Origin of the sequence: Streptomyces sp. RB17, from assembly GCF_009604455.1 — a bacterium.
Lineage (GTDB): Bacteria > Actinomycetota > Actinomycetes > Streptomycetales > Streptomycetaceae > Streptomyces.
Genome location: NZ_WEGL01000004.1, coordinates 710828 through 725336, shown reverse-complemented (window position 1 = coordinate 725336; position 14509 = coordinate 710828). Strand labels below are relative to the sequence as shown.

Sequence of the window (14509 nt, the reverse complement as noted above, 5' to 3'; positions counted from 1 at the left end):
TCGTCCCTCGGCCGGGGTAGCCCGCCCGCAGCGGTTGAGACGGTTCAGCCGGCCCGCAGCGCCATCGTCATCGCCTCCACCGCAAGCAGCGGGGCCACGTTGCGGTCGAGGGCCTCACGGCACGCGGCGATCGCCTCGATGCGGCGGAGGGTGGATTCCGGGGTGCTGCCGCGCGCCAGCCGCTCCAGGGCGTCCTCGGCGTCTCCGTTGGCGATCGCCACGCGGGAGCCGAGCTGGAGGGCGAGGACGTCGCGGTAGAAGGCGGTGAGGTCGCCGAGGGCGATGTCGAGGCTGTCGCGCTGCGTGCGGGTTCTGCGGCGCTTCTGCATGTCCTCGAGGTCCTTCATCACGCCCGCCGTACCGCGCGGCAACCGGCCGCCCTGGACCGCGCCCAGCGCCGCCTTCAGATCGTCGGCCTCCTTGCCGTCCATCTCCTCGGCGAGCTGCTTGGCATCCTCCGCGGCCGCGTCGACCAGTTCCTGGGCGGCCTTGAGGCAGGCGCCGACCTCGTCCAGGCGCAGGGGCAGCTTGAGGACGGCCGCGCGGCGCTCGCGGGACGCCGGGTCGGTGGCCAGGCGCCGGGCGCGGTCGACGTGGCCCTGGGTGGCGCGGGCGGCGGCCGCCGCGATCTCGGGTTCGATGCCGTCGCGCCGTACGAGCATGTCGGCGACCGCGTCCACGGACGGCGTGCGCAGGGTCAGGTGGCGGCAGCGGGAGCGGATCGTCGGCAGGACGTCCTCGACGGAGGGGGCGCACAGCAGCCAGACCGTGCGGGGGGCGGGCTCCTCGACCGCCTTGAGGACGGCGTTGGCCGACTTCTCGTTCAGCCGCTCGGCGTCCTCGACGAGGATGATCTGCCAGCGGCCGGTCGCCGGGGAGGTGAATGACTTGCGGACCGTGTCCCGCATGTCCTTGACCAGGATCTCGGAGCCCACTGCGGCCACCGAGGTGACGTCCGCGTGGGTGCCGAGCAGTGCGGTGTGGCAGCCGTCGCAAAAGCCGCAGCCGGGGGCTCCGCCGAGGGCTCGGTCGGGACTCACGCACTGCAGGGCCGCGGCGAAGGCTCTGGCCGCCTGGTTCCGGCCCGCGCCGGGCGGGCCGGTGAACAGCCAGGCGTGCGTCATCTTCGACGCCTCGGGCAGCGGCCGGTCGGCCGCGGCGGCCGTGACGAGGGCGTCGGCGTCCCGCGCGGCCGCGTCGAGCACCGCGCTCACCTTCTCCTGCCCGACGAGGTCGTCCCACACGGTCATGGGTCACGCCGCCCTTCCGTCACACTCCGCGTTCCTGCCCTCCATTGTGCGGGCGGGCACTGACAGTGGGCGGCGCCATCGGCGCTCCGACGGCGCCACCCCCGCGCAGTCCCGAAAGGACATCAGCCGCGCCGGCCCCGGTCGCGACCGCTGCGGCCCTGCTCCTCGTCGTGGTCGCCGTACTCCCGCTCGTCGTACGACCCCAGCAGCTCGTCCGCCAGCGACGGCAGGTCGTCCAGCGGAGTCTCCTCGGCCCAGTCGGGGCGCGGCCGCCGGCGCGGGGTGCCATCGGCGTCGATCTGCGGCATCTCGCGCGTACGGTGCTCAGAACCGTCGGGGCCCGCGGCGGGCCGCTCGTCCCGGAAGAAGCCGGACGGCATCCGGTCCGCCGGATCGTCACCCCGTACGGGCGGCAGTACGGCCGTCTCGTCGGCCGCGCCGGGGACCACCGGCGGCAGCACCGCCGTGTCGTCCGCCGCGCCTGGAACCTGGGGCAGCACGGCCGTCTCGTCCGCCGCGCCTGGAACCTGGGGCAGCACCGCCGTCTCGTCCGTCCCCGGAGCCCCCGGAGGCTGCGGCAGTTCGGCGGTCACCTCGGAGTCCGGGTGGGAGGCGTCGGAAGCCTCGGCATCCTGGGCGTTCTCGGCGGAGTCGCCCGGCTCCTCGCGAACCGGACGCAGCACCGTCGTCTCGTCCGTGGCCGCCCCACGCCCGCCCGGCTCGCCCTGTCCCGGCGAGACCACCGGCGTCGCGACCGTCGACGCGTCCGGTGCCACGCCCGGTGCGGCCGGCAGGCGCGTGCTGGAACGGCGGGCCGCCGTGTCGGCCGCCGCCGCTGCCTCGGCGGCCTGCCGGCGAGCCTCCTCGGCGCGCAGCAGCGCCTCCTCGGCCTTGCGCTGCTTCTCCAGCCGGCGCGCTTCCTCTTCCGCGCGCAGCCGGGCCTCCTCCTCGGCCAGCCTGCGACGCTGCTCCTCCTCGGCCCTGCGGCGGGCCTCCTCCTCGGCGCGGGCCTTCTCCTCGGCGAGGAGCCGCAGACGCTCCTCCTCCGCGCGCCGGGCGGCCTCCGCAGCCCGCTGCCGGGCCTCCTCCGCCTGCCGTTCGGCCTCGCGGCGCTGCGCCTCCTCCAGCTCGCGGCGCTTGCGTTCCTCCTCCTCGGCACGCAGCCGGGCCAGCTCCTCCTGGCGCTCGCGCTCCAGGCGCTCCTCCTCGGCCTTGCGCGCGGCCTCTTCCTCGGCCTTGCGGCGAGCCTCCTCCTCGGCCTTCTTCCGCGCCTCCTCCTGGGCCTTGATCTCGGCCTCGGACAGGGGCAGCACGGTGTCGAGCCGGTGCCGGATCACCGTGGTGACGGCCTCGGGCTCCTGGCCGGCGTCCACGACCAGGTAACGGCCGGGGTCGGCGGCGGCCAGCGTGAGGAAACCGGACCGCACGCGCGCGTGGAACTCCGCCGGCTCCGACTCCAGCCGGTCCGGCGCCTCGGTGAACCGCTCGCGGGCGGTCTCCGGGGAGACGTCGAGCAGGACGGTCAGATGCGGAACGAGGCCGTCGGTCGCCCAGCGGTTGATGCGGGCGATCTCGGTCGGGGACAGATCGCGGCCGGCGCCCTGGTAGGCGACGGACGAGTCGATGTAGCGGTCGGAGATGACCACCGCGCCGCGCTCGAGGGCGGGGCGTACGACGGTGTCGACGTGCTCGGCACGGTCGGCGGCGTACAGCAGCGCCTCCGCGCGGTGCGACAGGCCCGCCGAGGACACGTCCAGCAGGATCGAGCGCAGCCGCTTGCCGACGGGCGTGGCCCCCGGCTCGCGGGTGAGCACGACCTCGTGGCCCTTGGCCCGGATCCACTCCGCGAGGGCCTCGGCCTGGGTGGACTTGCCGGCGCCGTCGCCGCCCTCCAGGGCGATGAAGAAGCCGTTCGCCGCCGGTGCCTCGACCGGGTCGTCGCCGCCGAGCAGCGCGTCCTTGAGGTCCTGCCGCAGCGGGATGCCGGAGCGGTCGTCGACCTTGGCGAGCACCAGCGCCGCCACCGGCAGCAGCAGCGCGCCGACCAGCATCAGCGTGAACGAGGCGCCGCCGTGCGCGAAGACGAACCTGCCGTTCTCCAGCCGGTGCCGGCCGATGAGCCCGGCGACCACGGGTGCGATCACGGCGCCGAGCGCTATGAAGACCCGGACGACCGCGTGCAGGTGCCCGGTGACGCGCGCCCGGCGGTAGTCCTCGGTCTCCTGGTCGAGCAGGGCGTGCCCGGTGTTCGCGGCCACGCCCGCGGTGACACCGGCGAGGGTGACGATCAGCAGCACCGTGGTGACGTCCGGGACCAGCCCGGCGGCCAGCAGGGCGATGCCGGTGAAGGCGATGGCGAGGGCGAGCAGGCGGCGGCGCGAGAGCGAGGGCAGCAGCGCGGGGGCCGAACGGATGCCGACGGCGACACCGCCGGTCAGGCCCAGCACCAGCAGGCCGTACAGGACCGGGCCGCCACCCATGTCGGTGGCGTGCAGCACGCACACGGAGACGGCCGCCGCGATGGCCCCGGCGACCGCGGCGCAGGCCGGGACGAGCAGCGGGATCGCGCCCGTACGGCCCTTGTCGACACCGGTGCCGGTGCGCGGGCGGCGCAGGCCCTCGAGCGGGGACCGCGCGCGCGGGGTGCGTACGTCGGGCAGCTCCAGGAAGGTCAGCACGGACAGGGAGGCGGCGAACAGACCGGCCGCCACATACGCGCCGAGCGCCGCCTGGTGCTGGTCGAACCAGGCCACGCCGGTGCCCAGCAGGTTGTTGAGCAGGGCGGCGACGACCAGCGCGGCGGCGGCCAGCGGGACGGCCAGGAAGCTGGTGCGCAGCGACAGGCGGCGCAGGGCGTCCATATGGTCGGGCAGCGGCCGTACGGTGGCGCCCTCCGGAGGCGGGCCGGGCAGCAGGGCCGGGGCCGCACTCTCCCGGCAGACCGTCCACAGGCGCTCGGCGACGCCGGTGACGAAGGCGGTGACCAGCAGGACCGCCAGCGCGTTGTCCGGGGTCCAGTCGATCCACAGGGGTGCGACGATCAGCAGCGCGGCGCGCACGCCGTCGGCTCCGACCATGGTCCAGCGGCGGTCGAGGGGGCCCTCCTGGGCGGTGAGCGAGGTCAGCGGGCCGAGGAGGACCGCGCCGAACAGCAGCGCGGCGAGGACGCGCGCCCCGAAGACCGTCGCCACTGCGAACGCCACGCCCCGGTATCCACCGCCGAACGAGCCCTGGGCGATCGCCGCCTGGAGGGCGAGGACGACCAGGACGAGGAGGGCGAGGGTGTCGCCGACGCCGCTCACCAGCTGCGCGCTCCACAGGCGTCGCAGTTCGGGTCGGCGCAGCAGGGAACGGACGGCGCGCTCGCGGGAGTCCGCGACCAGGGCGTCGTCCGGGGCTGTGGTGGTGGCCGTTGGCTGCTCGGCTCGCGTCATGCGTTCAGCCTATCCGGAGCCACCGACACCACACCCCGCCTCTCCTGGCATGCGCACGCCCTGACATCAAAGTGATGCCGGTCCGTTCGCCACGCGAAGCCGGAAGCCACGCCGCCGACGAGCCCTTCCTCCGCAGTGGGGCCGGCTCTCCGGCGAAGGAGTTCCGGCTGTCCGGGCAACGGCGACCCGGTTCTCCGGCGAAGGTGGTCCGGCTGTCCGGGTGACGGCGGCCTGGCTCTCCAGCGACGGCGGTGACGGTCCGGGCGACGGCGGTCCGGCGGTCCGGGCGACGGCGGTCCGGCTGTCCGAGCCGGAAGCGGCAGGCCCCTGGGCACGAAGCCGCGAGCCCACCGGGCACGGACGCCGCCGGCACACGGGGCGGAAAGCCGGACAATCGGGCGGGAGGCTGCGCCTCGGGCCGTCACGGCAGACCCCAGCCCACAAGCCACCGGCCCCAGCCCGCAAGCCACCGCCCCTGCACCCGGAGCCGCAACGGCCCCCGGACCCGCCGGGAGCTGTCACTCCTCCGTGCCAGAAGCCACCGCCTCGGACCCGCAGGGCAGACCCGGTCTGCAAGCCGCCGCCCCCTGGGCCGGAGCCGCAGCACCCCCCGACCCGCCGGAGCTGTCAGTCCTCCGTGCCGGTGGACGGTGCCTCGGAAGCCGTTGCCTTCCTGGCGGTCGTCTTCTTCGCCGTGGTCTTCTTCGCGGCCGCGGTCGTCTTCTTCGCCGCCGTCTTCTTGGCGGCGGTCTTCTTCGCCGGAGCCGCCCTCTTGGCCGGGGCCTTCTTCGCGGTCTTCTTGACGGGCGCCTTCGCGCGCTTCTCGGCGAGCAACTCGAAGCCGCGCTCCGGGGTGATCGCCTCGACGCTGTCGCCGGAGCGCAGGGTCGCATTGGTCTCGCCGTCGGTGACGTACGGCCCGAAGCGGCCGTCCTTGACCACCACCGGCTTGCCGGAGACCGGGTCGTCGCCCAGCTCCTTCAGCGGCGGCTTGGCGGCAGCGCGCCCACGCTGCTTGGGCTGGGCGTAGATCGCCAGCGCCTCCTCCAGCGTGATCGTGAAGAGCTGGTCCTCGGACTGCAGCGAGCGCGAGTCCGTGCCCTTCTTCAGATACGGGCCGTAGCGGCCGTTCTGCGCGGTGATCTCCTGGCCCTCGGCGTCGGTGCCGACGATCCGCGGCAGCGACATCAGCTTCAGGGCGTCGTCGAGCGTCACCGTGTCGAGCGACATCGACTTGAAGAGGGAGGCCGTGCGCGGCTTGACCGCGTTCTTGCCGGTCTTCGGGGTGCCCTCGGGGAGGATCTCCGTGACGTACGGGCCGTAGCGGCCGGCCTTGGCGACGATCTGGTGGCCGGTGGCCGGGTCGGTGCCCAGCTCGAAGTCGCCGCTGGGCTTGGCCAGCAGCTCCTCGGCCAGCTCGACGGACAGCTCGTCCGGCGCCAGGTCGTCCGGGACGTCCGCGCGCTGGTGCTGCTCGGTGTCCTTCTCTCCGCGCTCGATGTACGGGCCGTAGCGGCCGACGCGGAGCACGATGTCGTTGCCCACCGGGAACGACGACACCTCGCGCGCGTCGATCGCGCCCAGGTCGGTCACCAGCTCCTTGAGGCCACCGAGGTGGTCCCCGTCGCCGTTGCCCGCCTCGGCGGCGCCGCCGTGACCGGTGCCTTCGCCGAAGTAGAAACGCTTCAGCCACGGCACGGCCTTGGCCTCGCCGGCGGCGATGCGGTCGAGGTCGTCCTCCATCTTGGCGGTGAAGTCGTAGTCGACGAGCCGCCCGAAGTGCTTCTCCAGGAGGTTCACGACGGCGAAGGACAGGAAGGACGGCACGAGGGCCGTGCCCTTCTTGAAGACGTAGCCGCGGTCGAGGATCGTGCCGATGATCGACGCGTACGTCGACGGACGGCCGATCTCGCGCTCTTCCAGCTCCTTGACCAGGGAGGCCTCGGTGTAGCGGGCCGGGGGCTTGGTGGCGTGGCCGTCGACCGTGATCTCCTCGGCGGACAGCGCGTCGCCCTCGGCGACCTGCGGCAGCCGGCGTTCGCGGTCGTCCAGCTCGGCGTTCGGGTCGTCGGCACCCTCGACGTAGGCCTTCAGGAAGCCGTGGAAGGTGATCGTCTTGCCGGAGGCGCTGAACTCGACGTCCCGGCCGTCGGCGGCACTGCCGCCGATCCGTACGGTCACGCTGTTGCCGGTCGCGTCCTTCATCTGGGAGGCGACGGTCCGCTTCCAGATCAGTTCGTAGAGCTTGAACTGGTCACCGGTCAGGCCGGTCTCGGCGGGAGTGCGGAAACGATCACCCGAGGGGCGGATCGCCTCGTGCGCCTCCTGCGCGTTCTTGACCTTGGCGGCGTAGGTACGCGGCTGCGGGGGCAGGTAGTCGGCGCCGTACAGCTGCGTGACCTGGGCGCGGGCGGCCGCGATCGCGGTGTCGCTCAGCGTCGTGGAGTCCGTACGCATGTACGTGATGTAGCCGTTCTCGTACAGCTTCTGGGCGACCTGCATGGTCGCCTTCGCGCCGAAGCCGAGCTTGCGGCTGGCCTCCTGCTGCAGCGTCGTCGTACGGAACGGGGCGTACGGCGAGCGGCGGTACGGCTTGGACTCGACGGACCGCACGGAGAAGCGGGTGTTCTCCAGGGCGGCGGCGAGGGCGCGGGCGGTCGCCTCGTCGAGGTGGAGGGTGTTCGCGCTCTTGAGTTGTCCCAGGGAGTCGAAGTCGCGGCCCTGCGCGATCCGCCTGCCGTCGACGGTCTGCAGGCGGGCGATCAGCGACGACGGGTCCGACGTGTCGCCCGCGCGGCCGGTCGCGAAGGTGCCCGTCAGGTCCCAGTACTCGGCAGAACGAAAAGCGATCCGCTCGCGTTCCCGCTCGACGACGAGACGCGTGGCGACGGACTGGACACGGCCGGCCGACAGCCGGGGCATGACCTTCTTCCACAGGACCGGCGAGACCTCGTAGCCGTAGAGGCGGTCGAGGATGCGACGGGTCTCCTGGGCGTCGACCAGCTTCTGGTTGAGCTGGCGCGGGTTGGCGACGGCCTCGCGGATCGCGTCCTTGGTGATCTCGTGGAACACCATCCGCTTGACCGGAATCTTCGGCTTGAGGACCTCCTGGAGGTGCCAGGCGATCGCCTCGCCCTCCCGGTCCTCATCGGTGGCGAGGAAGAGCTCATCGGAATCCTTCAGCAGGTCCTTGAGCTTCTTGACCTGTGCCTTCTTGTCGGCGTTGATCACATAGATCGGCTGGAAGTCATGGTCGACGTCCACACCGAGGCGGCGTACCTCGCCGGTGTACTTCTCGGGCACCTCCGCGGCGCCGTTGGGGAGGTCGCGGATGTGCCCGACGCTCGCTTCGACGACGTAGCCGGGGCCGAGGTAGCCCTTGATCGTCTTCGCCTTGGCAGGCGACTCGACGATGACGAGTCGGCGGCCGCCCTGTGCGGTCTCGCTGGTCGGGGACAACTTCGCTCTTCTCTCCGGTCGACGCTGGGGCCTCCCCAGGGCTTCTTCCCGGGGTCGCGGCGTACTGCTGGCACGTGTGACGCTGCGGAGTGTGACGGTACATCCCGCCCCCGTGTCAAACGGGAAAAGCCCACAACGGCCACTCGAACGGTAACCCGACTACCGGCATTCCTGCCGCCCGGACTACCGGGTACCCACCCGAGGCATGTCCGGAGCGTGATGCTCCCCTTACTTCCGCGGCATTCTCACCGCCGCCGCCGTGCGACGTCAGAAGCGGGTCAGGCAGTACACGCCGAGGGCCAGCGCGACCGTCCCGGCCACGCTCGCGAGGGCTGCCGATGCGACCTGGTTCACACCGTGGGCCACCGGTTCGCGGCGCCTGAGTCGGGTGCCGGTCCAGGCCAGAAGGGCGCCTCCGAACAGGGCGAACACCATTCCCGCGAAGATCGCCGGCCCGCTCTCCATCCCCCGCCCACCTCTTCCGCGCCGTCCGGCTCTGCCCGCGCCGGGAGACTGGCACGCACGGGAGACGAGCGAGGGACGGACGGGCGACAACGAGGTGAACGGCCGGTCGACGTGATATCGCACACGTGATCGACCAGCGCCCCGGATGCGCGCGGCGCCCACATTTTTCCGGCCGTTTTTCTCACATCGGCGCGTCACGGAAGCGGCATGGGCGCGTCAGGGCACCCGCCGCCGGTCCGCGACGGCCCGTGCCACCGGCATACGACGATGATCGGGGCGCGGCCACGAGGGCATCGGGCGATGGCTACGACCGCACCGGTACCCGGCGTACGTCAGGCGACCCAAGCCGCCGTAGCCCGGCGCACCACGGCCGGCCGACGGAGCCCGCCGACGCCGGACCAGCCGCACGCCGCACCAGCCGCACGCCGGACCAGCCGCCATGGCCCCGTCGCCGGCCCGGCCCAGGTCGGGTCGGGTCGGGTCGGGTCGGGTCGGGTCGGGTCGGGTCGGGTCGGGTCGGGTCAGCGTGCCGGCTCCAGGAAGCCCTGCTCCACGAGCAGGCGGATCTGCGCGGGCGTCCGGTCGCGGAGCACCACCGGGTCCTCGTCCATGAGCTGGGCGATGGCGTCCAGGATGCGGCCCGCGCTCAGCGTGCCGTCGCAGACGCCCGCGAACCCGGCGCCGACCGTGTCCACCTTCGTGGCCCGCCGCATCCCGCGGTGCTGGCGCAGCACCACATGCTCCGGGTCCTCGGCGCCGGGCAGCCCGACCTGCTCCTGGACCACCTCGGCGGCGAGCTTGAAGTGGCTGTCGAGCAGCGCCGCGTCGTCGTGCCCCCGGAGATAGTCGAGACGCGCGAAGTGCGCCCGGATCGTGTCCCCGAGGGGCTGCTCGACGGGGTGCGGCCACTCCTCCACCGTGACGACGGGCTCGGCTGAACCCGTCCGGCGCAGGGTGATCCAGCCGAAGCCGACCGCCTTGACCTTGCGCGCCTCGAACTCGTCGAGCCAGGCGTCGTACCGCGCCTGGTACTCCGCCGGGTCCCCGCGGTGGTCACCGGCGTCCCTCAGCCACAACTCGGCGTACTGCGTGACGTCCTGTACCTCGCGCTGCACGATCCAGGCATCGCACCCGCGCGGCACCCACGACCTGAGTCTGTCCTGCCAGTCCTCCCCTGCCACGTGCTGCCAGTTGGCGAGGAACTGCGCGAACCCGCCCTCGTTCAGCCGTTCCCCCGCCTGCTGAACGAGCGAGCGGCACAGATCGTCCCCGCCCATGCCACCGTCCCGGTATGTGAGGCGAGCACCGGGCGAGATGACGAAGGGCGGGTTGGAGACGATCAGGTCGAAGGTCTCGTCGTCCCGGACCGGCTCGAACAGCGAGCCCTCGCGCAGATCGGCGGCGGGTGCGGCGGAGAGCGCGAGCGTGAGCGCGGTGATGTGCAGGGCACGCGGGTTGAGGTCGGTCGCCGTCACGCGCGTGGCGTGGTGCGTGGCGTGCAGCGCCTGGATGCCGGAGCCGGTGCCGAGGTCCAGGGCGGACGCGACCGGCGTACGGACGGTGATGCCGGCGAGGGTGGTGGAGGCGCCGCCGACGCCGAGTACGACGCCCTCGTCGCGCTGTCCGATGCCACCCGCACCGCCGACCGCGCAGCCCAGGTCGGAGACGATGAACCAGTCCTCGCCACCGGGGCCGCCGTAGGGCCGTACGTCCACGGTGGCGGCCACCTCGTCGCCCCCCACGCGCGTGAGCCACCCCGCCTGCAGCGCCTCCTCGGCCGGCAGAACGGCCGCCACACGCGCGTACGGCACCGGTTGCTGGAGCAGGAACAGCCGTACGAGCGTCTCCAGCGGCGTGTCGCCACGGGTCGCCCGCAGGGCGGGCACGGTCTCGCTGCGGGCCAGCGCCGCGTACGCGGGGGCGCCGAGCAGGTCCAGCAGCCCGTCGGCGGTGAAGGAGGCGGCCAGCAGCGCGTCACGCAGGCGTGCGGCGATGTCGGTCCGGTCGGAAGCGGGCAGGGGAGCGAGTCCGGAGTCAGTCACACCCCCCATTGTGGCCCGCGGCCCCTCCCCTTCGCGGCCTCAGCACGCCCCGCCGACGGAGCCCGGCGCGCCTCGCCGAAGCAGACGGGCGCTCCCCACCGAAGTGCTCGGCGCACCCCGCCGACGCGGCTCACCGACGCTTCGGCGCGCGTCGCGACCCGCCCGGCCGCGGCCCGTCGGCCGGCGTCGCGGAGCAGGCCCGCCCGGGCCGCCGACCGCCCTTGCCCGCAGGCCGAGCGCCACCGGCCGTAAGCCGTGGCCCTGAGGCCCTGAGGCCCTGAGAGGTCACCCGTGAGCCGCCGGCCCGCAGCGGTCCCGTCAGCCTGCCGACGGCGACGACGAGGACGAAGCGGTGGCCGCCACCTTCTTGCAGCTGGCCTGCTGGGCGATGGCGTTCTTGACGTCGCCCTGCTGGAGCTTCTCCAGCGCGTCGGTGCCGCTCTTGTGCTGCTTCTCCAGGTCCGTCATCTGCACCGCGACGTCGTGCAGACCCGAGGCGAACTTGGCCTGGTCCTTGGTGTTCAGCGCGTCGACCTGCTTCTTCAGCCCGGCGTAGGAGGCGGAGAGGCCGTTGAAGCTCTTCACGACGTCCTGCAGGCGCTTGGCGCCGTCGCTGACACCGGGAGGCGCGCCCGCATTGCTGACGGCCGTGGCGATCGCCTTGTAGCCGTCGGCCATGTCCTGGAAGGCCTGCGAGTCCGTCTTCTGAAGGGTCTCGGGCTTGGCGGTGTCGGCGGCCGTCGTGCTGATCGCCGTGTTCGCCGCCTTGATCTTCGCGTCCTGCGCGGGCACCGCGTCGCACACCGACTTGGCCCAGGCGACCAGCTTGGGGTCGGGTCCCTTGTCACCGCCGCTGCTGGTGCATCCCGACAGCGCCGCCACCAGTACCGCACCGCCGGACAGTGCGGCCGCGAGCTTCTTGTTCACCGGATTGGTCCCTTCCCTGGCTCTCGGCCCACGGACCCTACACGGCGGACGCACACCCTCCGCTCCCCGAACGCCCCCTATAGCGCCCTTTGCGACCCTTTGCACCATGAGAGAGAAGGCTCACCACGTGGGCGAGCCCACGGACGACCCCGCAGGCGACCCCACCGACGGCCCCACCGACGACCCCACGGACACCCACAGACGACAGCGCAGACGACAGCGCAGATGACAGCGCAGATGACAGCGCAGATCAGCACAGACGACAGCGGGCGGGCGGCACGTCAGCACGCGCCGCCCGCCCGCCCGTTGAGCAGGGCCTTCCCAGGCGGTCTAGGAAACCACCGCCGTGTTCGGTGAGTTGGTGACCCGCTCGGCGTTCTCGTCGTCGCCGACGGCGATTCCGCGCCGCTTGGAGACGTACACGGCGACGACGATCACCGCGAGCGCGAAGATCGCGACCGCGATCCGTACGCCGAGGCTCTTGTCGCTGCCGTAGGAGAACTTGATCACCGCGGGCGCGATGAGCAGTGAGACGAGGTTCATGACCTTCAGCAGCGGGTTGATCGCCGGCCCCGCGGTGTCCTTGAAGGGGTCGCCGACGGTGTCGCCGATCACCGTGGCCGCGTGGGCCTCGCTGCCCTTGCCGCCGTGATGGCCGTCCTCCACCAGTTTCTTGGCGTTGTCCCAGGCGCCACCGGAGTTGGCGAGGAACACCGCCATCAGAGTGCCCGCGCCGATCGCGCCGGCGAGGTAGGAGCCGAGCGAGCCGACGCCGAGCGTGAACCCGACGAAGATCGGCGCCATCACGGCGAGCAGACCGGGTGTGGCCAGCTCCCGCAGGGCGTCCCTGGTGCAGATGTCGACGACCTTGCCGTACTCGGGCTTCTCGGTGAAGTCCATGATCCCGGGCCTTTCCCGGAACTGCCGCCGCACCTCGAACACCACCGAACCCGCCGAACGCGACACGGCGTTGATGGCCAGTCCGGAGAAGAGGAAGACGACAGCGGCGCCCGCGATGAGGCCGACGAGGTTGTTGGGCTGCGAGATGTCCAGGGACAGACTCAGCGGCGCACCCGGCCCGGTGAGCTTCACCCCGACGTCCTGCACATTGGTGGTGATCGCGTCGCGGTACGACCCGAACAGCGCCGACGCGGCGAGGACGGCGGTGGCGATGGCGATGCCCTTGGTGATGGCCTTGGTCGTGTTGCCGACCGCGTCCAGGTTGGTGAGCACCTGTGCGCCCGCGCCCTCGACGTCGCCGGACATCTCGGCGATGCCCTGCGCGTTGTCGGAGACCGGACCGAAGGTGTCCATGGCGACGATCACGCCGACCGTGGTGAGCAGGCCGGTGCCGGCCAGCGCGACCGCGAACAGCGCGAGCATGATCGACGTACCGCCGAGCAGGAACGCGCCGTACACGCCGAGCCCGATGAGCAGCGCGGTGTAGACGGCGGACTCCAGACCGAGGGAGATGCCGGACAGGACGACAGTGGCCGGTCCGGTGAGGGAGGTCTTGCCGATGTCCCGGACCGGGCGGCGGTTGGTCTCGGTGAAGTAGCCGGTCAGCTGCTGGATGACCGCGGCCAGCAGGATGCCGATCGCCACCGCGACCAGAGCGAGGATCCGCGGGTCGCCGTCCTTGCCCCGGATCGCCGCGTCCGTCAGGCCGTGGAGAGCGGAGTACTTCGAGGGCAGGTAGACGAAGACCGCGATCGCGACCAGCACGAGCGAGATCACCGCGGAGATGAAGAAACCGCGGTTGATCGCCGACATGCCGCTGCGGTCGGCGCGCCGCGGTGCGACCGCGAAGATGCCGATCATCGCCGTGATGACGCCGATCGCGGGCACGAGCAGCGGGAAGGCGAGCCCCGAGTTGCCGAAGGCGGCCTTGCCGAGGATCAGGGCGGCCACCAGGGTCACGGCGTACGACTCGAAGAGGTCGGCCGCCATGCCCGCGCAGTCGCCGACGTTGTCGCCCACGTTGTCGGCGATGGTCGCGGCATTGCGCGGATCGTCCTCCGGAATGCCCTGTTCGACCTTGCCGACCAGGTCGGCGCCGACGTCGGCGGCCTTGGTGAAGATGCCGCCGCCCACACGCATGAACATGGCGATCAGGGCGGCGCCGAGGCCGAAGCCCTCCAGCACCTTCGGAGCGTCGGCCGCGTACACCAGCACCACGCAGGAGGCGCCCAGCAGGCCGAGCCCCACCGTGAACATGCCGACGACGCCGCCCGTGCGAAATGCGATCTTCATCGCGGTGTGCGAGACGGTGGTGAGATCCTTTTGTGGTTCGCCCGGTGCCGGGGTCGCTTCCCGGGCCGCCGCGGCGACCCGCACGTTGCTGCGCACGGCGAGCCACATGCCGATATAGCCGGTGGCCGCCGAGAACACCGCTCCGATCAGGAAGAACACCGATCGTCCGGCACGCTGATTCCAGTCGTCCGCGGGCAGCAGCATGAGCAGGAAGAAGACGACGACGGCGAATACGCCGAGCGTGCGCAACTGCCGGGCGAGATAGGCCTTCGCGCCTTCCTGGACCGCCTCGGCGATCCGCTTCATGCTGTCGGTGCCCTCGCCCGCCGCCAGTACCTGGCGCACCAGGATTCCCGCGACCACCAGGGCGGCCAGCGCGACCGCCGCGATGACGGCCACGATGATCCGGTTGTCGTGTGTCAGGACTGCGGCTGCGAGGGACGTGGGATGACCCGATTGAGGGGTAGAAAGCCCCGCCATTCGTCCTCCTTGACGCTTGGGCTGAGCTCAAGATGTGGGGATTCTAGGTACCTCAGTGTGATCTAAACAGAGCGCGGTAAACGGAATTCGCCTCCACCGGCTCATCAGTAAATGATCGAGATCTTGCAGGACAACCCGAATGGAGTAATGCCCCCAGGGCATTCTCAATGATCGTGAATTCCTTCACGAATTGCGGGCG

Annotated in this window: 8 protein-coding genes; 1 reads left to right on the top strand and 7 read right to left on the bottom strand. The window is 72.1% G+C overall.

Annotated elements, in window-relative coordinates:
• Positions 1-44 precede the first annotated feature (44 nt).
• From SRB17_RS21135 to SRB17_RS21110, 6 genes are all read right to left on the bottom strand, one after another.
• Positions 45-1250 (bottom strand): DNA polymerase III subunit delta', encoded by a 1206-nt coding sequence (locus tag SRB17_RS21135; protein WP_153540876.1) that lies wholly within the window; start codon positions 1248-1250, stop codon positions 45-47.
• A gap of 122 nt (positions 1251-1372) precedes the next feature.
• Positions 1373-4684, bottom strand: coding sequence for a dTMP kinase (gene tmk, locus SRB17_RS21130; protein WP_153540874.1), 3312 nt, complete (start codon positions 4682-4684; stop codon positions 1373-1375).
• A gap of 627 nt (positions 4685-5311) precedes the next feature.
• Entirely contained in the window at positions 5312-8143 is a 2832-nt protein-coding gene (gene topA / locus SRB17_RS21125; protein WP_153540872.1) for a type I DNA topoisomerase, read from the bottom strand.
• A gap of 267 nt (positions 8144-8410) precedes the next feature.
• A complete protein-coding gene (locus tag SRB17_RS45475; protein ID WP_194294078.1) occupies positions 8411-8608 on the bottom strand; it encodes a hypothetical protein in 198 nt (65 codons plus the stop codon).
• A 521-nt stretch (positions 8609-9129) separates the two neighbouring features.
• Positions 9130-10659 carry a N5-glutamine methyltransferase family protein gene (locus SRB17_RS21115; RefSeq protein ID WP_153540870.1) on the bottom strand — a complete coding sequence of 510 codons (1530 nt, stop codon included), beginning with the start codon at positions 10657-10659 and terminating at the stop codon, positions 9130-9132.
• Between the two features lie 309 nt (positions 10660-10968).
• Entirely contained in the window at positions 10969-11577 is a 609-nt protein-coding gene (locus SRB17_RS21110; RefSeq protein ID WP_323376012.1) for a small secreted protein, read from the bottom strand.
• Positions 11578-11683: 106 nt separating this feature from the next.
• Between SRB17_RS21110 and SRB17_RS45470 the strand changes: the two genes are divergently transcribed.
• Positions 11684-11806, top strand: a complete 123-nt coding sequence (locus tag SRB17_RS45470; RefSeq protein WP_194294077.1) for a PT domain-containing protein — start codon at positions 11684-11686, stop codon at positions 11804-11806.
• A gap of 101 nt (positions 11807-11907) precedes the next feature.
• Here SRB17_RS45470 and SRB17_RS21105 read toward each other — a convergent pair whose 3' ends face one another.
• Positions 11908-14310 (bottom strand): sodium-translocating pyrophosphatase, encoded by a 2403-nt coding sequence (locus tag SRB17_RS21105; RefSeq protein ID WP_153540868.1) that lies wholly within the window; start codon positions 14308-14310, stop codon positions 11908-11910.
• Positions 14311-14509: the final 199 nt, after the last annotated feature.